Genomic DNA, 24,414 nt, shown 5'->3' with positions numbered 1-24,414 from the left:
GTCGGCCAGGGTAGGACGCCGGCGGACCGCGCCGCAGGCCGGGACCCTGGTCGCGTGATCGGGCCTCACCACTCGGCGAACGATCCGTCGGCGTGCCGCCACACCGGGTTCCGCCAGGCATGCCCGTCGCGGTCGGCGGCGCGTACGGCCTTCTCGTCGATGTCGACGCCCAGGCCGGGCGCGTCACTGCGGGGCGCGTGTCCGTCCACGAAGCGGAAGGGCTCGGTGTCCACGAGGTAGGTCAGCAGGTCGGCGCTCTTGTTGTAGTGGATGCCCCGGCTCTGTTCCTGGACGAGGAAGTTCGGCGTCGCGAAGGCGACCTGAAGGCTGGCGGCGAGGGCGATCGGGCCGAGCGGGCAGTGCGGGGCGAGCAGGGCGCCGTAGGTGTCGGCGAGCGAGGCGATGCGGTGCACCTCGGAGATGCCGCCGGCGTGGGAGAGGTCGGGCTGGGCGACGGCGACGCCCGCGGCGAGCACGGGCAGGAACTCACTCCGGCCGAAGAGCCGTTCGCCGGTGGCGAGCGGGATGTCGGTGGCCGCGGCGAGCCGGGACAGCAGGTGGCTCTGCTCGGGGACGACGGGTTCCTCGACGAACAGCGGGTGCAGCGGCGCGAGTTCGGCCAGGACCCGGCGGGAGCTCGCGGCCGTGAAGCGGCCGTGGAAGTCGACGGCGACGTCGCGGTCCGGTCCCAGGGCCTCGCGGGCGGCGGCCACCCGGTCGACGACGGCCGCGGTCTCCGCGGGGGTGGTCAAGGGTGAGACGGCTCCGGCGCCGTTCATCTTCACCGCGGTGAAGCCGGCCTCCACCTGGGCGGCGATCTGCTCGGCGAGCGCGGCGGGCTCGTCGCCGCCCACCCAGGCGTAGACCCGGACCCGGTCGCGCACGGGGCCGCCCAGCAGGGCGTGCACGGGTGCCCCGTAGGTCTTGCCGGCGATGTCCCACAGGGCCTGGTCGAGGCCGGCGACGGCGCTCGACAGGACGGGGCCGCCGCGGTAGAAGCCGCCCTTGGTGAGGATCTGCCAGTGGTCCTGGATGCGCAGGGGGTCCTTGCCGATCAGCTGCTCGGCGAGGACGTCGACGGCGGCACGGACGACCTCGGCGCGGCCCTCGACGACGGGTTCGCCCCAGCCGACCACGCCGTCGTCGGTTTCGACGCGGCAGAACAGCCAGCGCGGCGGGACCAGGAACGTTTCGATGCGGGTGATCTTCACTTAGTGAGGCAGCCTTTCGGTGTGGTCGGCGTGGCCGATGTCGCCGGGATTGCCGATGTCGCCGGGATTGCCGATGTCGCCGGGATTGCCGACGCGCTCCTGGTCGCGGCCGGCCTGATCGAGCAGCGCTCGCATGGCGGCCTCCGCCTCCCGCGGGTCGCGGTCGCGGACGGCGTCCAGGACCGCCCGGTGGGCCGGTACCGGGTCCCCGCTGTGCGGGGAGCTGTGCACGATGCGGTCGCGGTGGGCGAGCCCGGACGAGATCACCATCTCCATGCGTTCGAGGAGTTCGTTGTGGGTGGCGGCGAGCATGGCGCGGTGGAAGGCGAGGTCGGCTGCCACGGCGCGGGCCGGGTCGGGGTCCTCCTCCGCCATCGCGGCCAGCGCGGCGTCCAGCGCGGCGAGGTCGTCGCCGGTGCGGCGGGCGGCGGCGAGGCGGACGGCGGCCGGTTCGACGATGGCCCGCACCTCGGCGAGGTTGCGCAGCAGTGCCCGGTCGGAGCCGGTGGTACCGCCGCCCTCGAACTGCCAGCGCAGGACGTCGGCGTCGAGCAGGTTCCAGTCGGCGCGGGAGCGGACGAAGGTGCCCCGCTTCTGCCGTGCGTCGACCATGCCCTTGGCGGCCAGCACCTTCAGCGACTCGCGCAGCGCGGTCAGGCTCACGTCCAGCTCGCTCTGGAGCGCGACCAGATCGAGCGTGGCGCCCACGGGGATCTGCCCGCCCAGGATGCGGCGGGCGAGGGCTTCCACGGTCTGGCCGTGTACGCCGCGGCGGGCGTAGGGCGTCATGTCGTACGGCCTTTCCGTTACGGGTCGGGGTCAGGCGGAGGCTTTGACGACGCTCCAGCCGCCGTCGACGAGCAGGTGTGATCCGGTGATGTAGGAGGACTCGTCGGCGCTGAGGAAGGCGATGGCCGCGGCCACCTCCTCGGGGATGCCGAACCGCCGGGCGGCGGTCTCGGCGACGCTGCGCTCCCGGTCCGCCTCCGGGACGCTGTCCCAGGCGGCCGTGAGGATCGGGCCGGGCAGGACGGCGTTCACGCGGACCTCGGGTCCGTACTCGACGGCGAGCCGGCCGCACAGGGAGAGCAGGGCGCCCTTGGAGGCGGCGTAGGCCGGGTGCCCGGGGATGCCCTTGTGGGCGTGGACGGACGAGGTCAGCACGACGGCGCCGAGCCGGTCGCGCAGGTCGGGCAGGACGGCCCGGAAGCCGAGGAAGCCGCCGGTGAGGTTGACGGAGAGCTGCCGCTGCCAAGAGGCGAGGGTCATGTCGTGGGCGGGGGTGACGTCGACGGTGTAGGCGTTGCTCACCAGCACGTCCACCGGCCCGAAGGCGTGCGCGGCGGTGACGATCCGCGCCCAGTCGTCCTCGGCGGCGACGTCGGCGGGCACGAAGCGGGCCCGGCCCCCTGCCTCGACGATCCGCTCGGCGACGGCTGCCCCGCGTGGCTCGTCGACGTCGGCGAGGGTCACGGCGGCACCTTCCCGGGCGAGGCGTCCGGCCGTGGCGGCCCCGATGCCGGAGGCGGCTCCGGTGATCACGGCCGTGCGGCCGGTGAAGCGGGCGGCGGACGCCGGTGCGGGCCGGCTCATCGTGGGTACACCTCTCCTTCGCTTCGATTATTACTAATTTAATCAGAGAGCGGTAGCGGCGTTCCGGCGGCGGCCACGACACGTGACTCCATCCCGCTGACAGGGCGACACCCTGGGCGGCACCTCGAAGGCCGGACGCCTCCCGTCCTCGAAGGTCACCGGCGAACGCCGCGCCCTGGGAGTGCCGCCGCGTCCCTGCCCAGCGGCTCCGGCCGCCCCGCATCGCGTTTTGCCCCATTCCTCGCGGTAACCCGTCTGATGGACATCCAGATGCGACGAGGTGAGAACCATGCTGGTGCTGGGTCTCCTGCTGATGGCGGGCGCCGCCGCCTTCGCAGGCCTGCTGATCGCGGACAACCTGTCCGGCGGTCCGGACTACACGGTGACCTTGATGGGGAGCGAGCCCTTCACGATCAGCACGCTGGGGGCGTTCCTCGGCGGTATCGCGCTGACCCTGATCTTCGGCCTGGGCTTGTGGATGCTGCTGGCCGGGACGGTGCTGGCCCGCCACCGCAGCAAGAAGCGCCGCACGGACCGGGAGACCGCCCGCCGGGCCCACGCGGAGCGCGACGAACTGGCCGGCCGCCTGGAGGGGCAGAACGCCCCCACCGGTCCCACGTCCGAGCCTGCGGGGCACCGTCGGCCCTCCCTTCACCGGCCGGGGTGGCTCCGGCCTCACGGCCGTTGACCTCGGTACGCGGAAGCGACCGATTCACGCGTGCGGCGTCGGCCGGTAGACGAGTTCCTGGATGTGGCCGTCGAGCGTGCGCCGCTCGATCAGCTCGAGATCGAAGTCGGCCGCGCCCTGGAAGATCGGTGCCAACCCGCTCTTTCCCGTGATCACCGGGAAGAGCGTCACCTGGACGAGGTCGACCAGACCGGCAGCCATCAGCGCCCGGTTCATCGACAGGCTGCCGTGCGAGCGCAACGGCACCTGGGACTCCTCCTTGAGCCGGGCGACGACGTCGACGGCGTCACCGCTCGCGATGTTCGCGTCCGGCCAGTCGAGAGGGCCTTCCAGGGTGGTCGACACCACGGTCGCCGGCAGGTTCCGCATCCGGGTGACCCAAGGGTCACGCACGTCGGAATCCTCGCTGCTCTCGGCCAGCATCTGGGCGAACGCCCGGTACGTGTTGGCCCCGAAGACCATCCGCTGCTCCTCGTCGTACAGGGCGAGGCGGTGGTCGAGGAGCTCCGGGCCCTGCTTGCCCCAGTAGCCGGTCCAGTCGCCACCGGCGGCACCGAAGCCGTCGAGGCTGGAAAAGACGTCGAACGTGTAGGTGGTGGTCATGATCGTCTCCTCGATCGCGGTTGACGGCGTCCTGGAGATACAGACTGGCGACCGGAGCGAGAGTCATCGGCCGGGCGCACACTCGATACGACACGGCGACCGACGTCAGTGCCCTGGCCGCGTGCGGCGGCGCCCTCCGTGACCCGGTCGGGCAGATTCCGGTGACCTGTTCGGCCCCCATGACTGCCCTTTCGAAACTCCGCCCGCACGGCCGGTCATCTCGCAACGCCGCAGCCGGCAGCGCTACGCGCGGGTAACCGCGGCTCCGCCCGGGTCACCCCCGAACTCTCCATCATCCGCTCACAACCCCTCTACCCGGCCGACACGCCGAGGTGCGTAGCCTCTGATCGCGTCGTCCGCTTGCAAGGCGTGACGCCAGTGAGTTAAGTCTTGCCCAAAGATAAATGTTCAGTTGTGAGGTACCCGGGCACTCTGGGGCACGTGGAAGAAGACAGCAGCGTGGAAGGCCGGCCCAAGGACATGACGTTCAGAACACCGTCAGCCCCCGCGCGAGGCGCCGCGTGACGCTCGGCACCCACCGTGCCCACCTCGACGGGTATGACAGTCCCCCCACTCAGCCGGCCGCGAACGACCCGCACTACCAGCCACAGCAGGCCGCTCTCCCCCTCCCCCAGCCGCTGGGCCCGCACGAGTGCGACCTCGTCCGCCGTAGTGTCGCGGTGGTGGAGCCGCAGGCCGGGGAACTGGCCGTGTACTTCTACGCCATCCTCTTCGTGCGTTACCCCGAGGTCCGTTCCCTCTTCCCGGAGAACATGGACGTCCAGCGGGACCGCCTGCTGCGCGCCCTCCTGCGGATCGTGGACCTGGTCGACTCACCCGAGCACCTGGCCCAGTTCTGCGCCCGCCTGGGGCGCGACCACCGCAAGTTCGGGGCTGTGACGGCGCACTACGCCGCGGTGGGCGAATGCCTGCTGGAGACGCTCGCCCGGTTCGCCGGACCCGCGTGGACGCCGGAGATCGCACTGGCCTGGCAGCGGGCCTACGGGATCGCCGCCGAGACGATGATCCTGGCCGCGGACAACGACACACGGCTTCGGCCCGCCGTGTGGAACGCGCAGATCGTCGGCCACCGCCACCTGGGCAACGCACTGGCCGAGGTCACGGTGGCGACCGATCCCGTGTATCCCTACCGGGCGGGCCAGTTCGTGAGCATGGAGACACCGTGGCGGCCCCGGGTGTGGCGGCACTACTCACCGGCCAACGCCCCCCGGCACGACTCGACGCTGACCTTCCATGTCCGGCATGTCGCCGGCGGCCACGTGAGTCACGCCCTGGTGTACCGGGCGCAGATCGGCGACATGGTGCGTCTGGGGCCGCCCGAGGGTGACATGGTGCTGGCGGCGTCCTCCGCACGCGACCTGCTGTTCGCCGCGGGAGGCACCGGTCTCGCTCCGATCAAGGCCCTGATCGAACAGCTCGCGACCGACCCCCAATGGCTCCAGAACCGCCGTGTGACCCTGTTCGTGGGCGCACGCACCGGCAACGAACTGTACGGTCTCGACGAGTTGCTGCGCCTGTCGCAGCGGCATCACTGGCTGACGGTGCGAGCGGCCGTGTCCCACGAACACATCCCCGGCGCCGAGGGCTCCCTGCCGGACGTCATCGCCGCGTCGGGTCCGGGCAGTCACACAGAGGCGTACATCAGCGGCCCGCCCGGCATGATCGCTGCCGCGCGGCAGGTGCTCCTGCGGTGCGGAGTGCCCTCCGCCCAGATCCACCACGACCCGCTGGGCGTCCCGGTGCTGGATGCCCCTCTGGATCCAGGCCACCCGGAGAAGGAAGAGGACAACCGCATATGAACGACCGGCCCGCAGGCCGCCCCGGCTCCGCCGGCGAACGCCTCCTGCAGAGCCACCTGGGTACGGCCGACCGGGCCGCCACCTTCTACGACCGGCAGGTCCAGCCCCATCTCACCGACCAGATGCGCGACTTCGTCAGGCGTCAGACCATGGTCTTCCTGTCGACCGCCGACGCCGGGGGCAACTGTGACACCGGGTTCCGGGCCGGACCGCCCGGGTTCGTCACCGTCCTCGACGAACACACCCTGACCTACCCCGAGTACCGGGGCAACGGGGTCCATGCCGGCAACGGGAACATCCTGGAGAACCCGCACATGGGCATGCTCTTCATCGACTTCACCCACCATCACATAGGCCTGCACGTCAACGGAGCGGCCCAGGTGGTGGGGGACGCGGAGCAGCGTCGCGTGTACCCGCATCTCCCCATCGACTCGGCGCACGGCCGGCAACCCGCCGTGTGGGTGCACCTGAAGGTGGACGAAGCCTATGTGCAGTGCTCGAAGTACATCCCCCACCTCGAACCGGCGCCCCGGCCCCGCGGACTCGCGGCGGACCGCCCCAAGGACAGCGACTACTTCGTCCCACCGGTAGCCGGTCGCGGAGAGTCCCGGGACTTCCGTCCGGCGCCTACTCTGCCGATGGGACAATAGGCCGGGCGGCATGGCACTGCGACCTGTTCAGGTGAACACCAAGGCTCTCGACCACGCGGCGGTCGGCCGGTTCTGGGCGGCGGCGCTCGGCTGGTGCGACTACGCCACGGGATCCGACGTGGCCACCTACGTCGCGCCCGCCGGCGGCTTCGTCTGGCCGGACCCCGTCACCGTGCGCGTCGACGTCATCGCGGTCCCCGAGCCCAAGACGGCGGCGAAGAACCGTACGCACCTCGATCTCGCCACCGTGTCCGCGGCCCATCAGGCGGAGTTGGTCGCCCGCCTCCAGGCGCTCGGTGCGACCCACGCCGACGTGGGCCAGGGGGACGTTCCGTGGACGGTCCTCGCCGACCCGGAGGGCAACGAGTTCTGCGTGCTGGAGCCCCGGGAGACCCATCGGGACACCGGGCCGATCGCCCGGGTGGTGGTCGACTGCGCGGATCCGAGGGCCATGGCCCGGTTCTGGGACGAGGCGACGGACTGGACCCTGCACGAAGTCACCGTCGAGCACGCGGTGTTGCGCTCGGCGGCGGGTGTCGGCCCGTATCTCGAATTCCGCCGCACCCCGGGCGGGAAGACCGCGCCGGACCGCGTCCATCTCGACCTGCTGCCGTACCCCGGCGACGACAAGGCGGCTGAGGTGGCCCGGCTGTACGCCCTCGGCGCCACCGACCTCGACCTCGGCCAGGGTGACGTCCCGTGGACGTGCCTGGCCGACCCGGAGGGGCACGAGTTCTGCGTCCTCGCCCTGTCCTGACTGCTGCCGACTGTCCCGACCCGGCTCATCCGGACAGCTCATGCTCGGCCCAGATGGTCTTGCCGGTCTGTCCGTACCTGCTCCCCCAGCGGCGGCTGAGCTGCGCCACCAGGAACAGCCCCCGGCCTCCTTCGTCGGTGGTGCGGGCCCGGCGCATGCGGGGCTGGGTGTTGCTGGGGTCGGAGACCTCGCAGATGAGGATGTCATCGCGGATCAGCCGCAGCCCCACGGGTCCGCCCGCGTACCGGACGGCGTTGGTGACGAGTTCGCTGACGATCAGCTCGGTCACGAAGGCACTGTCCGCCAGACCCCACTCGGCGAGCTTGCCGGTGGCCGCCTCCCTCGCCCGGGCCACGGCCTTCGGGTCGGCCGGGAACTCCCAGCGGGCCACGGCGTCCGCCTCCAACGCGGAGGTGCGCGCGAGCAGGAGGGCCGAGTCGTCCGGCATGGGCTGCCTTCCGGCGCCGCTCACCAGGGTCTGCGCGAGCGAGGGCAGGTCGTGGCCGTCACTTTGCAACTGCCCCAGACGGTCCGCGAGTTCGCGCGTGGAGCCGTCGATGTCGATGCCGTAGCGCCGGAGCAGGCCGTCGGTGTACAGGGCGATGACGGCGCCGGGGGGCACGTCGACGCTTCTGGTCTCGAACGGCAGGCCGCCGACGCCGAGGGGCGGCCCGGGCCGCACGGGCACCGGACCGACACGGCCGTTCGGCAGGGCCAGCAGGGGCGGTGGGTGGCCCGCAGCGGCCAGCGTGCAGCGTCCGGCGACGGGATCGTGCACGGCCACGAGACAGGTGGCGCCGACGACGTCCCGGAACGCCGGATCCTCCTCGGCGGCCAGCCGGTTCACCAGGTCGTCGAGGTGGGTGAGCAGTTCGTCCGGGGGCAGTTCCAGGTCGGCCAGTGTCTGCACGGCCGTGCGGAGCCGGCCCATGGTTGCGGTGGCGTGCAGACCGTGGCCGATCACGTCCCCGACGACGAGGGCGGTGCGCAGCGAGGGCAGTTCGATCGTGTCGAACCAGTCGCCGCCGATCTCCGCGCCGCCGGCCGCGGGCAGGTACACGCCCGCCGTCTCCATGACCCGGGTCGAGGTGTGCGTCTGGGGCAGGAGACGCCGCTGGAGCGTGACGGCGGCGCGGTGCTCACGGGTGTAGCGGCGGGCGTTGTCCACCCCGAGGGCAGCGTGAGCCGCGATCTCGGCGAGCAGCGCGACGTCGTCCTCGTCGAACGGGTCGACGCGGTCGGTGCGCCAGCCGACCACCACCCCCAGCAGCAGGCCGCGCGCGAAGAGCGGGGCCAGGGCCATCGAGTGACCACGATCGGGTGCCGCGAGCCGCACGTGAGCGGGGTCGGCCAGATCCTGCTCCAGCGTGGCCCGGTCGACCGTGATCGTGTGTCCTTCCTGGAGGTCCCGGACGGCGGGCACGTCCGGGAAGGGCGGCACCACCGCGCCGAGCTGGAGCATGCCGGGGGGCCACGGGCCGTGGGCGATACGGTTCGCGGCCCTGCGCAGATGGAGATCGCCCCCGCCGAAGGTCTTCGGCGGTTCGTCTCCCGTGAGAACGGCGTCGGCCAGATCGACCCAGGCGACATCGGCGAAGTCGGGCACCAGCGTGTCGACGATGTCCTGAGCCGTCCTGTTGATGTCGAGGGTGCCCCCGATCTCCGCCGACGCCCGATGGCGCAGCTCGCGTCGGCGTTCGGCCTGCCAGTGTCCGGTCGCGTCGGTGATCAGCACCGCGACGCCCGTGGGCCGCCCCTCCTCGTCCTCCGTCCGAAGGGCGGAGACGGACAGCGACCAGTCACCGAAGGGCGGCTGGGCCGACCTCACCCGCTGTTCGCGCGCCGCGGAGGGGACTCCGGTCTCCAGCACTCCCCGCAGAGCGGCTTCCGCCTCGGCCGCGTCGTCCGCGTGCATCACGTCGGCCAGTCGGCTTCCCACGGTGAGTGAGGGTCCGGCGGCGCCGTGTACGAGGTTGGTCCGCACCACGGCGAGATTCGTGTCCCGGAGGACGAAGCCGATGAGGTCCTGGCCGAGCAGCGCCCGTGCCAGCGGTTCGTCCCACGTGGGTCCGGACGCGCGGTCCGCCGCGACGGCCAGGATCAGGGTGGGCCCGGAGCCGTGCAGGCTCTCGGCGCGGTAGCTCACCGTGATCACCTCACCGGAGCCGCACAGCAGCCTGGTGTCGCCGCTGTCCGGCGGCCGGCCGGCGGTGGCGGTACGGGGTTCGGCCAGCAGGCGGAGCACGGAGCGGCCGAGGACGTCCGCGGCAGGTCGCGCCAGGAGATCCTCCGCGGCCCGGGACCAGCCGATCAGGACACCTCGACGATCGATCAGCGCGGCCGCCACCCCGGCGGGCGGCGCGCGGTCGTCTGCCCTGCTCACACCCATGGTGAAGTCACCGCCTCCCGTCGGGCCGGTGAACCCATCATGGCGCGACGCCAGAACCTTCGCCTTTCCGCAGGTCAGTCGATGGTCCGCGTCGTCGCGAGCCGGTCCTTGATCCTCGTGAGGTCCGCGGCCGGGTAGTGCCTGCCCGCCCGGACCACACCGACGACGCGGTGGAGGCCGGCCGCGTCGTCGAGCGGGTTGGCGTCGAGCAGGACGAGGTCGGCGTTCCTGCCCGGTTCCACGGTGCCCATCCGGTCCGTGGCCTCCAGGAACTCCGCGGCGTACAGGGTGAGCATCCGCAGCAACCGCAGCGGTACGATGCCGGCCTCGGCGAGCAGGTCGATCTCGTCGTGGAGTGCCGCGCCCGGGACGACCCGGACGGCGCCCGAGGAGTCGGTGCCGACGAGCATCCGGACGCCGCTCTCGTCGAAGATCCGCGCCATGTCGTATTCGTGGCGGTGGGAGGCGGCGAGGGTGGCTCGTTGTCCGGCCGTGAACCGCTTGCGGAATCTCGCGACCACGCGGTGCCAGGTCTTCAGGGTGGCGGGGGCCATGTAGCGCAGGTCGGGGTCGGTGGCGAACGCGGGGTCGTCGCAGAGTTTGCTGGTCTTCTGCCGGATCATGGTGGGCACGTGCCAGGTCCCGTCGGCGTCGAAGTGTGCCGCGAGGGCGCGGGTGCGCCCTTCGTCGTACGTCCGGACGGCGTGGTCCACGATGGCGATGTCGTCGGGTTTGCTGAGGTTGACGGGGTTGAGCACCACCCGTCGCAGACCGTCCCCGGTCCTCCGGCACCGGCGAAGGCGGCCGGGGCGACCGGGCTGCCGGACCCGTGGCGCCGAGGGTGGCACTGCCACTCCCGGACCACCCGTACGGGCGCACTTCGGCACGGGTACGGCAAGCCTCTCCCTGACATGTCAACCGGATTGGATGATCGATGCCGCCCGTCCGTCGCCGCGTGCGGCACGCGCCCCGCCCGATCACATCGCCGCTGGAGGATGCTCGCATGTTCGGTTCGATGCGCGCGGCGCCGGCCTCCGTGGAAGACCTCGCGGACCGGGACGACGGTATCTCCCTCCGTACGCCCCCCACACGCGCCGTCGTCCTGGTGACGGTGGCGGCGACGGTGGTGACGATCGTCCTCGGCGTGCTGACCGGGACCGCCGTCCTCCTGCTCGGCCTGCTGGTGTTTCTGCCGGCGTTCGCCGCCGCGCTGTGCACCCCACGCCAGACGGCGCTGGTCTCCGCCTGGGTGAGCCTCATCGTGGTCGTGCCCGTGGCCCTGTCCGGGGAGCGGATCGCCGACCGGGTGGTCCTGGCCCTGTTCGCGGTCGGCTTCGGCGTGCTGGCCGTCTACGCGTCCCGCCTGCGCGTCTCGCGCGAGGGGGCGCTGGTACGTCTGCGGTCGACCGCCGCCGCGATGCAGCGGCAGATCCTGCGGCCTCTACCGCTGCTCACCGACGAGGTGCTCGTGGACGGCGTGTACGAGCCGGTGCAGCAGGACAAGCTCGTCGGGGGCGACATCTACGACGTGGCGGCCACCCCGTGGGGTACCCGGGTGCTGATCGGCGACGTCCAGGGCAAGGGTCTCGCCGCCGTCGGTATGGCCATCGACGTCGTCGGCGCCTTCCGTGAAGCCGCCCACCGCGAACCGACGGTGACGGCGCTCGTCGACTCGCTCGAGGCGGCGGTGGTCCGCCACAACGACTACGCGGAACAGCGCGGCGAGCCGCAACGCTTCGTCACCGCTGTCGTCCTGGGGGTGGACTCCGGCACCGAGACCCAGCTCGTCACCTGCGGCCACGTCCCGCCCTACCTGCTGCACGACGGGATCGTCACCGCCGTCGGCGCGGGGACGGAACACGCGCCACTCGGCCTCGCGGACCTGGTCGAGGAGGCCCGCACGGTGTCCTGGTTCGCGTTCCCGGCCGGAGCGACCCTGCTGCTGTGCACCGACGGCCTGACCGAGGCCCGCTCGCCCGGGGGCGCCTTCTATCCCCTGGAGTCGCGCCTCGCCGGCCGTGCCGACATCACCGCGGGCCGGCTCACCGACTCGCTCGTCGACGATGTGCACGCCTTCACCGCGGGCGCACAACAGGACGACCTGGCGGTCCTCGCCATCCGCCGCTCCCCGCGTCAGGTACCGGGGTAGCCCGGTCAGCACACCCTTTTACCCCGCCGCCTCGCCCTTCGGGGCGGCGACCTCCCCGCGCGAAGCTACTCGTCGATCGCGGCCCCGAACCGCGCGTTGGCCGTCGGCGCCCCGAGGCGTGCCCCGTCGTAGGTCCATGTGCCCTTGGCGACCAGACCCGACGACGACGCGGGTACGACCCATACGAAGCCGTCGTCGGTGTTCTCGCCCGGTGCCGCCGCCAAGAGCCCGAAGAGGCCGTCCTTGTTGGCGTCGATGAGCCGGACCTGACCGCCCCAGTGGTCCGCCTTCTCCGCCGCACCGGGGATGTCGGGGAGTTGCTGGTCGAAGCTCTTCACCCCGACGTCGCTGAAGCCGGTCCGGTCGCCGCGCAGCACCCACACGGCGCCCGCGTCGGACACGCTGCCGATGTCCTCGCCGGGCGCACCGACGGCGAGGTCGGGGTGGCCGTCGCCATCGGTGTCCCCGGCCGACAGTTCGGCGCCCCACTGATCGCCCGCCTCCGCGGTACCGGGCACGCCGGGCGAGTCCTGGGTCCAGTACTGCGCCGGCTCCGGCTCCAGCCCCGACAGGTCTCCGCGGCCCAGATAGAGGGTGATTCCGCCGCCCGTCGGTGCGCCGGCACCTGTGCCACCGATGACGAGGTCGTCCTGCCCCGTGCCGTCCCAGTCGCCGGAGACGACGGCCGGACCGCCCGGGAACGTGCCCCCGTCGCCGAGAGCGCCGACGTCCGGCGCTCCGTGCAGCACGTGCACCGTGCCGACGCCCGGCTGCTTCCCGGTGGTTACGCCGGAGACGGCCAGGTCGGCCCAGGAGTCCTCGTTGTAGTTGCCGTGGCTGAGGCTGCGGAACTCGAAGCCGGTGCTCCGCGGTGCGAAGTCGCTCGCCCGCACGCTGTGGTCCGACATCGTCGGTCGATGTGCCGCCTGGCCTGGCGTGAGGGTGAAGAACAGCAGGGCGTCGTCCTCCAGGACGGCGATCGAGTCTCGCGGGTCGGCGTTCGGGTCCGCCGGGTCGGGGGCGGAGTACCGGGCCGCTTCGACGGCACGCCCGAAGTGGGCGCCGGCCCGCGGGTCGTCGTTCTCCAGCCAGGTGCTGTCGGACCCGTGCAGTCCGGTCGGCGATCCCCAGAAGATGACGGCGCCGCCCGCGTCGGAGAGGCCGGCGAGATCTTCACCCGGGATACCGACGACGGCGTCGTCGTACCCGTCGTTGTCCAGGTCGCCCGAGGCGACGGCCCCGCCGAAGCCGTCGGCGGCTTCGGCACCGCCGGGAACGCCGGAGACGTTCTGGTGGAGCACGCTCTTCTTCGTCGTGCTGAGACCGCCCGACGAGCTGTACTGCACGGTGACGTAGCCGGCGCCCGAGCCACCGTTCACCGTCGCGCCGGGGGCGCCGGTCAGCACGTCGTCGAAGCCGTTGCCGTCGTAGTCACAGTTGCGCTGCTGCCACCCGATGGACGGGAAGGGCACGGCAGCCGGGGCGGCCTGGGCTGTGGGGGCGGCGACGACCGCGCCGCCCCCGAGAGTGAGGAGTGCGGCGGCCGTGACGGCCGCATGTCTGAGGTGACGCACAGGAAATTCTCCCTGGTCTCCGAAACTGCCCACGACTACGGGCCGGCCGAGTCGCGGGCGAGGACGTGCAGCCCCTGTCCGAGTCGGGGAAGGGCGTGCGACCATGTGCGTCTCCCGCCGTCGGGCAGTGCGGTGAGGGCACGGACCTTGCTGCGTTCACCAGGAAGACATCCGCGCTTCGTCAAAGGTTGTACGCGGGCCGGTGCAGACCCCGAAAGCAGAGTGCTCGATCCTCTCGGCCCTCTGCCTGCTGGGTCAGCTTCCGAAGCAGAAGGGGCGGTTGCCCAGGTCCCAGCACTGGATCTGCTTGCTGGTGGTGGCGGTGTTGCCGCCCTTGTCCGTGACCGTGAGTTCGACGGTGTAGTTCCTCTGCCCCGCGGGGTAGTTGTGGCGGACGCACGCCTCGAACTGACAGGACCGAGCACGGCTCCGGCACGCTGGGGCGCGTCTGCGTGAGGTGTCGCCGGACACCGGGGGACGCGGCGGTCCCGGGGCGCGTCCGGCGGACGCGGGTCCGATGCGACTGCGCTCCGCCCGCCCCTCCACCCCACCCGCTGCGCGCCCGCGTCGCGGCACGTGATCGCGCCACGGACCGGCTCCTTTTGATCGGGGTCTTCAGCCGCGGGTGCTCACGGTCCAGGGAGCGGACCGTTCCATCTGGGCTGCCAGGGCGAGCAGCATTCCCTCCGTGCCGAGAGGCGCGGCGAACTGGACGCCGAGCGGCAGGCCCGCGCCGTCGTGGCCGAACGGGACGGACATCGCCGGCATCCCGGTGAGGTTGTGGACGCTGGTGAAGGCGGAGTACACGGAGGCGTGGCGGTAGATCGACTCCGGGTCGGTGGTGTCAAGGGTGCCGAGCCGCGGGACCGGCTGCGCAAGGGTCGGGCTGAGCAGCACGTCGACCTCGGCGAAGGCGGCGCCGACCGCCCAGCCGATCTCCTGCGCACGGCGCAGGGCACGGCTGACGTCGGCGGCGGGGAGGGCGCGGTAGGTCTCGTAGAGCACCCGGGTGAAGGGCTCGATGTCGTCGTCGGCCAGGGGCCTGCCGAGCCGGTCCAGCCGGGCGTCGATCTGGGCGACCAGGTCGGCGCCCATCAGCACGCCCGAGGTGCGGCCGACGTCGGCGGGCAGGTAACGGGCGGTGGTCTCGACGACGTCATGCCCCAGGCGTTCGCACAGCAGTGCCGCCGAGCGCGCCGCCCGCGCGCACTCGGGGTGCACGTCCGGGCCGTCCGGCAACGCGGTGAGCAGGCCGATCCGCAGCCGCCCCGGGTCACGCCGGGCCAGTTCGGCGAAGGGCGCGGCCGGTTCCGGTGCGGCGTAGGCGTCGCCGGGCAGCGGGCCGGCGGCGACGTCGAGGAGCAGGGCGCTGTCGCGGACGGTCGTGGTGAGGGCGTGGTGTCCGGAGACGAGGCCCGACAGGGTGGTGGGCCGCGGCGCGGGCGAGACACGGCCGCGGCTGGGTTTGAGGCCGAACAGCCCGCAGGCCGCCGCCGGGATGCGGATCGAGCCGCCGCCGTCGCTGGCGTGCGCGACCGTGACCATCCCGGCCGCGACCGCGGCCGCCGAGCCGCCGCTGGAGCCGCCGGGCGAGTGCGCGCCGCTGTGCGGGTTGCGGGTAGGGCCGTGGAGCGCCGGTTCGGTGGAGGCGTTGAGGCCCAGCTCGGGGGTGTTGGTGGTGCCGAGGACGACGGCTCCGGCCCGGCGGTAGCGGGCGACCAGTTCGCTGTCGCGGCGCGCGGTCACCTCGTTGAACAGACGGCTGCCGCCGGTCGCGGGCAGTCCCTCGACATCGGTGCCGAGGTCCTTGACGAGTATGGGCACGCCGTGCAGCGGCCCCTCGGGCAGTCCTGTGGCGATCTCGGCGAGGGCGGCCTCGAACCGGGTGTGGATCACCGCGTTGAGCCCGGGGTTGAGCTTCTCGATGCGGGCGATCGCCCGCTCGGTGACGGTACGGGCGTCGCACTCGCCGTTCCGTACGGCAGCGGCCGTGGCGACGGCGTCGTCGGGACGGTCCCCGGTGCCCATGCCTGCCACGCCCCTCACGCCACGTATCCGGCGGGCTTGCCCCAGGTCGCGCGCCGGGTGGTGGCGCGGTCGACCAGGACGCAGCGGGTGCCGGTGAAGTTGGTGGGCATGCATTTGTTGCAGTGGATGCACAGTGACGGCGTGGCGGCGTCCTCCCGCATGCGGTTGACCAGGTCGGGCTCGCGCAGCAGGGCCCGGGCCATGGCGACGAACTCGAAGCCCTCGCGCATCGCGAGGTCCATGACCGGCTTGTCGGTGATGCCGCCGAGCAGGATCATCGGGAGTTTCACCGCGGCGCGGATCTGCCGGGCGTCCTCCAGCAGGTAGGCGTCCCGGTAGGGGTAGCTGCGCAGGAACCGGTCGCCGACCATCTTCACGCCGAGCTTCATCGGCTGCGGCATGATCGCGGCGAACTCCCTGAGCGGGGCGTCGCCCTTGAAGAGGTACATCGGGTTGAGCAGGGAGCTGCCCGCGGTCATCTCCAGGGCGTCGACGGTGCCGTCCTGTTCGAGCCACTGCACCACGGGGATGGCCTCGTCGAGCCAGAAGCCGCCGGCTACTCCGTCGTCCATGTTCATCTTGGCGATGACGGCGATGCGCCCGCCGACCGCGTCGTGCACGGCCCGCATGATCTCCCGGGCGAAGCGGGCGCGGTTGTCCAGGCTGCCGCCGTAGGCGTCGGTGCGGTGGTTGACGCGGGGACTCAGGAAGGAGCTGGCCAGGTAGTTGTGGCCCAGGTGCACTTCGACGGCGTCGAAGCCCGCCTCGACGGCGCGGCGCGCGGCCTCGGCATGGGCCTCGGTGACGCGCCGGATGTCGTCGAGGGACGCCTCCTGGGCGAAGCTGAGGGTGGTGGCGTGGAAGTGCCTGGACGGCGAGAGGGCGGGCGCGCCGTTGCCCTTGGGGTTGGCGACGGGGCCGCCGTGCCCGATCTGGGCCGAGACCGCGGCCCCCTCGGCGTGCACGGCGTCGGTGAGGACGCGCAGGCCCGGCATCGCCTCGTCGGTCCAGTAGATCTGGTGGCGGTCGGTACGCCCTTCCTTGGCGACCGCGCAGTACGCGACGGTGGTCATGCCGACGCCACCGCGGGCGTAGGCGACGTGGAAGTCGACGAGGTCCTTGGTGACCAGGGACTTGTGGCTGAGCCCCTCGTAGGTCGCGGCCTTGATGACGCGGTTGCGCAGCTCGACGGGGCCCAGCTTGGCGGGGGCCAGGACGTCGGGGACGGCGGGGCTGCCGGGCACGGTGGGGGTCTCGGGGGCGGTCACGGGTGGTTCCTCCTCGGTTCGGCGTGGTGGCAGGCGATCCGGTGGCCGGGGCGGATCTCCCGCGGGGCGGGTTCCTCGGCGGCGCACCGTTCGGTGGCCAGCGGGCAGCGGGTGCGGAAGCGGCAGCCCGAGGGTGGGTTCAGGGGTGAGGGCAGTTCGGCGGCGTGCCCCTCGGGTGCGGGGTCCGCGGAGGCGGGTGCGGCGGAGCCGAGCTGGGCCTCGGGGAGGGAGCCGAGCAGCAGCCGGGTGTAGGGGTGCGCGGCCTCGTGCTGCATGCCGTCGGAGGGCAGCACCTCGCAGACCTTGCCGAGGTACATGACCATGACGCGGTCGCTGACGTTCTTCACCACGGACACGTCGTGTGCGATGAAGACCATGCTCAGTGAACGCCGCCGGGTCGTCGTCTCCAGGAGGTTGAGGATCTGCGCCTGCACGGACACGTCGAGGCTGGAGACGGGTTCGTCGCAGATCAGCACCTCGGGGTCGAGCATGAGGGCGCGGGCGATGCAGACGCGCTGGCACTGGCCGCCGGAGAGTTCGTGCGGCCGGCGCTCGCGTACGGTCGCGGGGTCGAGGCCCACGTCGCGCAGGGCGGCGTCGACCTGGGCGTCCTGGTCGCGCGCGTCGTCGCCGGGGCCCCAGATCGACCGTCCCTCCCACACCAGGTCCTTGACCCTGCGACGCGGGTTCAGGGCGGAGACCGGGTCCTGCATGATGATCTGCATCCGGGCGCGAGCGCGCCGCAGTTCGCGCCGGGCGAGGCCGGTGAGGGTGACGTCGCCGAGGCGGACGGTGCCCGCGTCGGGGGGCGGCAGCTGGATCAGGGAGCGTCCGACGGTGGACTTCCCGCAGCCGGACTCGCCGAGGATGCCGAGGGTTTCCCCCGCCGCGACCTCCAGGGAGACGCCGGAGACGGCGTGCACCTTCTGCCCGCGTCCGGCGGGAAACTCGACGACGAGGTCCGTCGCCGTCAGCGCGGGGGCGTCCCGGGTAGTGGTCATACGGTGGCCTCCTCGGCGGCGCCCAGCGGGTGGTGGCAGGCGACGGAGCCGCCGGCGTCCCGCTCACCGGCGTACGCGGTCAGGCGCGGGGACTCGGTGGCGCAGCGCTCGTCGGCCGTGTCGCAGCGCGGGGCGAAGCGGCATCCGGCGGGCGGGTGCAGCAGGTTGGGCGGGCGGCCCTCGATGGCGGGCAGCAGGGTGTGCGGGGGCAGGTCCAGGCGCGGGATGGAGGCGATCAGGGCGCTGCTGTAGGGGTGGCGGGGGCGGTCGAAGACGGCGGCGGTGTCCGCGTACTCGACCAGGCGGCCGGCGTACATGACGGCGACGCGGTCGGTGCGCCCTGCCACCGTGGCGAGGTCGTGGCTGATGAGGATGGTCGCCATGCGCAGTTCTTCGGCGAGCGAGCGCAGCAGGTCGAGGATCTGCTTCTGCACCGTGACGTCGAGCGCGGTGGTGGGTTCGTCGGCGATGAGCAGCCGGGGGCCGCAGGCGAGGGCCATGGCGATGACGACGCGCTGGCGCATGCCGCCGGACAGTTCGTGCGGGTACTGTCCGGCCCGCCTGGCGGGTTCGGGGATGCCGACCTGGCGGAGCAGGTCGACGGCGCGGTCCTTGGCGTCGGCGCGGCTCAGGCCGAGGTGCAGTCGGAGGCTCTCGGACAGGTGGGTGCCGACCTTCTTGACCGGGTTCAGGGAGGTCATCGGGTCCTGGAAGACCATGGCGACCTCGGTGCCCCACAGGGCGCGCCGTCCGGCGGAGGTGAGGGCGTGGACGTCCTTGCCGCGGATCCGAACGGTGCCGGACACGGTGGTGCCGGGGCCGTCGGTGATCAGGCCCATGAGGGTGCGGCCGAGGACGGACTTGCCCGATCCCGACTCGCCGACGATGCCGAGGGTCTCGCCCTCGGACAGCGTGAGCGACACCCCGTCGACGGCCCGCACCGGTCCGCGGGGCGTGTGGAAGGCGGTGCGGACGTCGGTGGCGTCGAGCAGCACGGGCGCGTCGGTGCCGGGGGCCGGGGCGGTGTCGGTCTCTGTCGCTCGCTGAGGGGTCACAGTTTCACGCTCCTGGAGTCCCAGCGCCCGCGAGCCTTCTCGCCGACGATGTTGAAGGCGAACACGGTGAGGAAGAGGAAGGCACCGGGCACGAGCACGATGTGCGGGTGCTCCTCGAAGACCCGGCCCTCCCCCTCGGCGATCATGTTTCCCCAGGTGGGTTCCGGGGGCTGGATGCCGAGTCCGAGGAAGCTCAGGGAGGCCTCGGCGACGATGAGTACCGAGATCATCACGACGGCGAGGGACAGTACGGGCAGCAGTACGTTGGGCAGCAGTTCGCGCAGCAGGATGCGGGAGCGGGTGGCGCCCATGGCGCGGGCGGCGACGACGAACTCCCGGTTGGCGTAGGCCATGGTGGTGGCGCGGGCGAGGCGCACCATGCCCGGGACGGTGAGCAGCGCCAGCGAGAAGGCGACGTTGCGCAGGTGCGGCTGGAGCACGGTCGCCAGCGCGATGAGCAGGATCAGCGGGGGCACGGCGAGCAGCGAGTTGGTGGCGATGCCCACCACCCGGTCGACGCTCTTCTGGAAGTAGCCGGCGACCATGCCGATCGCCCCGCCGACCACGGTGCCGAGGGCGACCGCGGACAGCGAGATGAGCAGGGAGGAGCGGGCGCCGTAGAGGGATCGGGCGAGCAGGTCGAGGCCGAAGGCGTTGGTGCCGAGCGGGTGGGCGCCGGTGAACGTCGGGGTGGCGAAGACGGGTTCGGCGACGGTGCTCGCGACGTCGCGGTCCTCGGCGAGCGGCAGCCACGGGGCGCACAGGATGGCGAGGCCGAGCAGCAGGAGCCAGGCCGCGCCGAACCAGAACACCACGTCGAAGCCGGGCCCCGCCCACAGCTTGCCGAGCCGGGAGGCGCCGCCGAGGAGCAGGCCGAGGCCGAGCAGCGCGACGGCGGCCTTGGCGGGCGTGACGAGTTGGGGCGTGGTCGCGCCGAACACCAGCAGGACCAGGCCGACGACGGTGAGGCCGACGCCGACGAGCAGCGGCGGCGGGGAGGCGGTCCGCGTGCGCGGAGCGATGTCAGACATGGACACGTCGCGTCCTCGGGTCGAGGTAGCCGTAGGAGAGGTCGATGCCGGCGTTGATCACCACGTAGATCACGGCGATGGTGAGCACGGCGCCCTGGACCATCGGGTAGTCGCCCTGGCCGGCGGCGTTGACGATCAGGGTCCCCATGCCGGGCAGCGAGAAGAGGTACTCGACGACGACGGTGGAGCCGATCAGCCGGCCGAGGCTGAGGCCGAGCAGGGTGACCAGGGAGAACGAGGAGGGGCGCAGGGCGTCGGTGAACAGGACGCGCAGCGGGTTCATGCCCTTGGCGCGGGCGGCGAGGATGTAGTCCTCGCGCAGCGTCACGATCAGGTCGCCGCGCAGCACCCGGGTGAACATGGCGAGTTCGGCGAGGGCGACGGTCAGTGCGGGCAGGAAGGCGTGGTGCAGGTTGCCCAGCAGGTCGCCGTCGCCCATCCGCACCCACTCGGAACGCGGGAACCAGCCGGCCGAGTTGGCAAGGACGAGGATCAGCAGCAGTCCGGCCAGGAAGCTGGGCACGGACAGCACGCCGAAGGTGCCGGCGCCGATGATCCGGTCGGCCGCCGAGCCCTCCCGGTACGCCGACCACATGGCCAGCGGCACCGCTATCAGCAGGGCGATGAGCAGTCCGAGCGCGGCGATCTCGAAGCTGACGGGCAGGGCGGACAGCACCCGGTCGGTGACGTCGCTCTGCGGGGGTACGACGGAGCGGCCCAGGTCGCCGGTGAGCGCGCCGCCGAGCCAGTCGAGGTAGCGGGTGACCAGGGGCTGGTCGAGGCCGAGTTCGGTGCGCAGCGCGGCGTACTCGGAGGGCGCCCGGCCGGCGCCGAGGATGTCGACGGCCGGGTCGCCGGGCAGCAGGACCACCAGGGAGAAGACCCCGATGCTCGCGATGAACAGCACGCCGAGGAGTTCCAGCAGCCGTAGGGCCGGTCGGCGCAGCGCGGCGAAACTCATGGTTCCTCCAGATCTGGGCCCGGCGGTGCCGCCGGGCCCGGGGCCGCGGGGGTCACTTGCCGATCCATGCCTCGCCGAAGAGCGCCATGTACTCGTCGGTCGGCACGATGCCGTGCACGTTCTCGCCCCAGGCGGTGAACGCGGCGCTGGCGCCGAGGTTGATGAGGGGGACGTCCTCGTTGAACAGGGTCTGGATGTCGTCGAGGACCCGCTGGGTCTCCGCCTCGTCGGTCGCTCCCTGGAGCTCGACGAGCAGTTGGTCCATCTTCGGGTTGGCGTAGCCGCCGGGGTTGCCGTAGCTCTTGGAGTTCAGGACGCTCTGCAGGCGGTGGTAGGGGTCGCTCTCGGAGACGCTGGCCGCGCCGCGGCTGATGTCGAAGTCGTGCTCCACGTAGGTCTTCGAGGTCCGGTCGGCGATGGAGGAGACGAGGTCCAGCTCCACCTTGAAGCCGACCCGTTCGAGCATCGCCTTGGTGACGACCGCCTTGGCCCGGGAGACGGGGTCGGTGCCGTCCATGTAGGTGACGGTGCCGTCGTAGCCGTCCTTCTTGGCTTCGGCGAGGAGCTTCTTCGACTGGTCGAGGTCGATGCCGATCGGCTTCACGTCGGAGTGCCAGCGGGACTCGGGCGGGAAGATCTCCTGGCCGGGCAGTCCCTTGCCGTCGTAGGCGCGTTCGGTGTCGAGGGCGGGGTCGAGGGCCAGAGCCATGGCTTTGCGCACCCTGAGGTCGGCGCCGGGCCGGCCCTCGCGGGTGTTGACGACGACCATGTTGCCGAGGCCGGTCAGGGTCAGTTCGCCCGGGTGGCCCGCCTTGACGGCGTCGTCGACCACGTCCGGGCTGCGCATGTACACGACGTCGGCGGTGCCGTCGTCGAGTGCCTCGAGCTTGGCGCGGTCGGACTGCGGCCAGGTGAAGCGCAGCGCGTCGAGGTACGGCTCGCCCTTCCAGTAGTTCTTGTTCGCCTTGAGGACCATCTCCTCCTGGGGTTTGTACGTGCCCAGGGTGAAGGCGCCGGCGCCGATGGGTTCGAACTTCTTCCCGGCGTGGGCGGCGGGCGCCACGATCATGCCGGGGGCCTGGGCGAGCATGGCGGGGAAGGTGGCCCAGGAGTTGCGGAGGGTGAAGACGACGGTGGAGTCGTCGGTGGCGTCCATCTTCGCGAGGTTCGGGGCGAGCAGGGCCGTGTCGGCGCCCTTGTTCTCCTGGTACCACTTGATGCTGCCGATCACGGCCTCGGCGTCGAGCGGGGTGCCGTCGGAGAACTCGACGCCGTCGCGCAGGGTGAGGGTCCAGGTCTTGGCGTCGTCACTGGAGCGCAGGGACTTCGCCAGCCAGGGCTCGTACTTGTGGGCGGCGGTGTCGTAGCGCATGAGGACGTCGTAGACGGCGGCGAGCGCGGAGCCGCCGGAGGCGCCCGTGGCGTAGGTGGCGGCGGGGCTGAGGCTGCGGGCCTCGGCGTAGTCGGCGAAGTGCAGGGTGCCGCCGCGGACGGGCTTGCCGCCTGCGGGCTGCTCGCCGACGCTGCCGAAGGTGTAGCGACCGCGTTCGGCCTTCTGCTGCGTGCCGCTGTCGCTGCCCCCGTCGTCCGGTGAGACGCAAGCGGAGGTGAGCATCGCCGCGGCGGCCAGGGCTGCGGCGAGTCGGGCTCGGGCCCCTAGTGCTCGCTTCATGTGTTCCTCCAGTAGTCCGGTGGGGGGAGCGGTGGCGGTCCGGAGCCGGATCGGGTGGGTGGACGCTACGGCCGGCGAAATCCGGCCGACGTGACGCATCCCACTCACCGGGAGCCGGGTGGGAGGGGCCCGGCGCGGGTGGGGTGGCCGTTCGGTGTCCGGACGTGCCGTGGGACGGTGTCCCAGTGACCGGAACCGGCTGGGGAGCGATCCCCGGTCCGCGCCGAAACTGACCCCGACCGCGATCCCAGTGAGGTTCCCGACGCACCAGGAGTCCCGATGCCCAGCGACACGGATCACCGCTCTGCCGCCCTCGCCCGCGTGGCCGCGCTCACCGGCCCGGGCGGCCGGTTCGAGCTCGCCGAAGAGGACGTGCTGGGCACCCGGCTGCCTGTCTTCGCCCACCGGCAGCGGGCTCTGCACGAGGTGTTGCACACGTCCGTCGCGCACGCCGACCGCGACTACATCGTCACCGCGGACCGCCGGATCACCTTCGCAGGTCACGCCGCCCAGGTGGCCTCGCTGGCCCGGGTGCTGCGCGAGGAGTACGGCATCACCAAGGGGGACCGGGTGGCCATCGCTGCCGCGAACTCCCCGGAGTGGATCCAGACCTTCTGGGCCACGGTCTCGATCGGGGCGGTGGCGGTCGGCTTCAACGCCTGGTGGTCACCGCGCGAGATGGCCCACGGGGTGGACAACGCCGAGCCGTCGCTGGTGGTGGCCGACGCCAGACAGTCCGTGAAGCTGGCCGACTGCGGGGTCCCGGTGGTGTCCCTGGAGGACGATGTGAGCCGCTTCGTCGTGGCCCACCACGACGCGCCGCTGCCCTCCGCCGACGTCGCCGAGGATGATCCCGCCGTCATCCTCTACACCTCGGGCACCTCGGGCCGTCCCAAGGGCGCCGTGCACACCCACCGCAACCTGCTGGCGGTCGTGGAGTACCACCGGCTGAACGACGCCCTTCTGAGCGAGTTCGGCGACCCGCTGGCCCCGGAGGACCGCGTCTACCTGCTCACCCTGCCGCTCTTCCACATCGCCAGCCTGCACAATCTGGCCGTTCCGCGGCTCGCCACGGGCAGCAGGGTCGCGCTGCACCAGGGCGCGTTCGACGTCGACGCGGTGCTGGGCATGGTCGAGCGGGAACGCGTCACCAACTGGGGCGCGGTGCCCACGATGGCGCACCGGCTGCTCGAACACGGCGGGGCGGACCGGTACGACACGTCGTCGCTGACGGCGTTCTCGTTGGCCTCGGCCCCGTCCACGACGGCGTTCAAGGAGCGGCTGCGGCACGAGCTGCCGTTCGCGAAGGACTCGCTCGTGGACAGCTACGGGCTGACCGAGTCCTGCACGGCCATCGCGGCCGCGAACCCGCAGGAGCTGGCGGCCGCCCCCGGCACCCTGGGCCGGCCCGTGACCGGCGTCCGGCTGGAGATCCGCGACCCCGCCGGCGAGGTACTCGGCGAGGGCGAGGAGGGCGAGGTGTGGGTGCGCAGCATGTACAACATGCTGGGCTACTGGCGCGACCCCGGGGCCACCGCCGACACCATCGGCGCGGACCGCTGGCTGCGCACCGGGGACCTGGGGTGCCTGCGCGAGGGCCGGCTGTTCCTCGTCAGCCGCCGCTCGGACCTGATCATCCGGGGCGGCGAGAACATCTACCCGGCCGAGATCGAGACGGTGCTCGTCGAGCACCCGGACGTGTCGGAGTGCCTGGTCATCGGGGTGCCGCACCCCGATCTGGGCCAAGAGGTGGCCGCCGTCGTGGTGCTCCGGCCGGGGTCGGCGGTCACGGAGGAGGCGCTGCGGGAGTACGCGGCGAACGAACTGGCCTACTTCAAGGTGCCGCGGCGCTGGCGGCTGACCACCGAGGCGCTGCCGCGCAACGCGACCGGCAAGGTGATCCGGCACTCGGTACGGCTCTGAGGGCCGGGGGGGACCGGCGGGGGCGGGCCCCCGGGGCGCGC

Annotated in this window: 21 protein-coding genes; 6 read left to right on the top strand and 15 right to left on the bottom strand. The window is 72.2% G+C overall.

What is annotated here, in order from left to right; all coding sequences use genetic code 11:
* Positions 1-65: 65 nt before the first annotated feature.
* The 3 genes from dgoD to ACFWR9_RS34210 are packed head-to-tail and all read right to left on the bottom strand — an operon-like array spanning position 66 to position 2,804.
* Entirely contained in the window at positions 66-1,211 is a 1,146-nt protein-coding gene (dgoD, locus tag ACFWR9_RS34220; RefSeq protein ID WP_383849159.1) for a galactonate dehydratase, read from the bottom strand.
* Entirely contained in the window at positions 1,212-2,000 is a 789-nt protein-coding gene (locus ACFWR9_RS34215) for a FadR/GntR family transcriptional regulator (RefSeq protein ID WP_383849156.1), read from the bottom strand.
* Positions 2,001-2,030: 30 nt separating this feature from the next.
* Entirely contained in the window at positions 2,031-2,804 is a 774-nt protein-coding gene (locus ACFWR9_RS34210; protein ID WP_383849154.1) for an SDR family NAD(P)-dependent oxidoreductase, read from the bottom strand.
* A 289-nt stretch (positions 2,805-3,093) separates the two neighbouring features.
* On the opposite strand from ACFWR9_RS34210, the gene ACFWR9_RS34205 reads away from it, so the two are divergent.
* Complete coding sequence (locus ACFWR9_RS34205) at positions 3,094-3,492, top strand: hypothetical protein (protein ID WP_383849152.1); 399 nt, start codon at positions 3,094-3,096, stop codon at positions 3,490-3,492.
* Positions 3,493-3,516: 24 nt separating this feature from the next.
* Here the strand turns inward: ACFWR9_RS34205 and ACFWR9_RS34200 are convergent, their stop codons facing one another.
* Positions 3,517-4,095 (bottom strand): dihydrofolate reductase family protein, encoded by a 579-nt coding sequence (locus tag ACFWR9_RS34200; protein ID WP_383849149.1) that lies wholly within the window; start codon positions 4,093-4,095, stop codon positions 3,517-3,519.
* Positions 4,096-4,616: 521 nt separating this feature from the next.
* On the opposite strand from ACFWR9_RS34200, the gene ACFWR9_RS34195 reads away from it, so the two are divergent.
* Genes ACFWR9_RS34195 through ACFWR9_RS34185 form a run of 3 tightly spaced genes read left to right on the top strand, consistent with a single transcriptional unit; the run spans position 4,617 to position 7,322 of the window.
* Entirely contained in the window at positions 4,617-5,915 is a 1,299-nt protein-coding gene (locus ACFWR9_RS34195) for a globin domain-containing protein (RefSeq protein WP_383849148.1), read from the top strand.
* Complete coding sequence (locus ACFWR9_RS34190) at positions 5,912-6,565, top strand: pyridoxamine 5'-phosphate oxidase family protein (protein ID WP_383849146.1); 654 nt, start codon at positions 5,912-5,914, stop codon at positions 6,563-6,565. The genes ACFWR9_RS34195 and ACFWR9_RS34190 overlap by 4 nt, the downstream gene beginning before the upstream one ends.
* A 10-nt stretch (positions 6,566-6,575) precedes the next feature.
* Positions 6,576-7,322: a VOC family protein gene (locus ACFWR9_RS34185; protein WP_383849143.1), complete on the top strand. Its 747-nt coding sequence runs from the start codon at positions 6,576-6,578 to the stop codon at positions 7,320-7,322.
* A gap of 25 nt (positions 7,323-7,347) precedes the next feature.
* On the opposite strand, the gene ACFWR9_RS34180 is transcribed toward ACFWR9_RS34185, so the two are convergent.
* On the bottom strand, positions 7,348-9,711 hold the full coding sequence (locus ACFWR9_RS34180) for a SpoIIE family protein phosphatase (protein WP_383849140.1): 2,364 nt from the start codon (positions 9,709-9,711) through the stop codon (positions 7,348-7,350).
* A gap of 74 nt (positions 9,712-9,785) precedes the next feature.
* Entirely contained in the window at positions 9,786-10,472 is a 687-nt protein-coding gene (locus tag ACFWR9_RS34175; RefSeq protein WP_383849137.1) for an amidohydrolase family protein, read from the bottom strand.
* A 242-nt stretch (positions 10,473-10,714) separates the two neighbouring features.
* Between ACFWR9_RS34175 and ACFWR9_RS34170 the strand changes: the two genes are divergently transcribed.
* Positions 10,715-11,860, top strand: coding sequence for a PP2C family protein-serine/threonine phosphatase (locus ACFWR9_RS34170; RefSeq protein WP_383849134.1), 1,146 nt, complete (start codon positions 10,715-10,717; stop codon positions 11,858-11,860).
* A 65-nt stretch (positions 11,861-11,925) separates the two neighbouring features.
* Here the strand turns inward: ACFWR9_RS34170 and ACFWR9_RS34165 are convergent, their stop codons facing one another.
* The 9 genes from ACFWR9_RS34165 to ACFWR9_RS34125 all read right to left on the bottom strand — a co-directional run bounded on the left by ACFWR9_RS34165 (position 11,926) and on the right by ACFWR9_RS34125 (position 22,450).
* Positions 11,926-13,434 carry an FG-GAP repeat protein gene (locus ACFWR9_RS34165; RefSeq protein WP_383849132.1) on the bottom strand — a complete coding sequence of 503 codons (1,509 nt, stop codon included), beginning with the start codon at positions 13,432-13,434 and terminating at the stop codon, positions 11,926-11,928.
* Positions 13,435-13,689: 255 nt separating this feature from the next.
* Positions 13,690-13,905: a PKD domain-containing protein gene (locus ACFWR9_RS34160; protein ID WP_383849130.1), complete on the bottom strand. Its 216-nt coding sequence runs from the start codon at positions 13,903-13,905 to the stop codon at positions 13,690-13,692.
* Positions 13,906-14,049: 144 nt separating this feature from the next.
* Entirely contained in the window at positions 14,050-15,462 is a 1,413-nt protein-coding gene (locus tag ACFWR9_RS34155) for an amidase (RefSeq protein ID WP_383849128.1), read from the bottom strand.
* A gap of 14 nt (positions 15,463-15,476) precedes the next feature.
* Positions 15,477-16,730 (bottom strand): NADH:flavin oxidoreductase, encoded by a 1,254-nt coding sequence (locus ACFWR9_RS34150; protein ID WP_383849126.1) that lies wholly within the window; start codon positions 16,728-16,730, stop codon positions 15,477-15,479.
* On the bottom strand, positions 16,727-17,731 hold the full coding sequence (locus ACFWR9_RS34145; RefSeq protein WP_383849123.1) for an oligopeptide/dipeptide ABC transporter ATP-binding protein: 1,005 nt from the start codon (positions 17,729-17,731) through the stop codon (positions 16,727-16,729). The genes ACFWR9_RS34150 and ACFWR9_RS34145 overlap by 4 nt, the downstream gene beginning before the upstream one ends.
* Positions 17,728-18,786, bottom strand: a complete 1,059-nt coding sequence (locus ACFWR9_RS34140; protein WP_383849120.1) for an ABC transporter ATP-binding protein — start codon at positions 18,784-18,786, stop codon at positions 17,728-17,730. The genes ACFWR9_RS34145 and ACFWR9_RS34140 overlap by 4 nt, the downstream gene beginning before the upstream one ends.
* Complete coding sequence (locus ACFWR9_RS34135) at positions 18,783-19,817, bottom strand: ABC transporter permease (RefSeq protein ID WP_383849118.1); 1,035 nt, start codon at positions 19,815-19,817, stop codon at positions 18,783-18,785. Before ACFWR9_RS34135 ends, ACFWR9_RS34140 begins: the two co-directional genes overlap by 4 nt.
* Complete coding sequence (locus ACFWR9_RS34130; RefSeq protein WP_383849115.1) at positions 19,810-20,778, bottom strand: ABC transporter permease; 969 nt, start codon at positions 20,776-20,778, stop codon at positions 19,810-19,812. The genes ACFWR9_RS34135 and ACFWR9_RS34130 overlap by 8 nt, the downstream gene beginning before the upstream one ends.
* 52 nt (positions 20,779-20,830) lie before the next feature.
* Entirely contained in the window at positions 20,831-22,450 is a 1,620-nt protein-coding gene (locus tag ACFWR9_RS34125) for an ABC transporter substrate-binding protein (protein WP_383849112.1), read from the bottom strand.
* Positions 22,451-22,729: 279 nt separating this feature from the next.
* On the opposite strand from ACFWR9_RS34125, the gene ACFWR9_RS34120 reads away from it, so the two are divergent.
* A complete protein-coding gene (locus ACFWR9_RS34120; RefSeq protein WP_383849108.1) occupies positions 22,730-24,373 on the top strand; it encodes a class I adenylate-forming enzyme family protein in 1,644 nt (547 codons plus the stop codon).
* The last annotated feature ends 41 nt before the right edge of the window (positions 24,374-24,414 follow it).

Origin of the sequence: Streptomyces sp. NPDC058534 (assembly GCF_042717365.1) — a bacterium.
In the GTDB taxonomy this organism is placed as follows: Bacteria; Actinomycetota; Actinomycetes; order Streptomycetales; family Streptomycetaceae; genus Streptomyces.
Note: the sequence above shows the minus strand (reverse complement) of the source record. Positions and strands in the feature narration are given on the sequence as shown.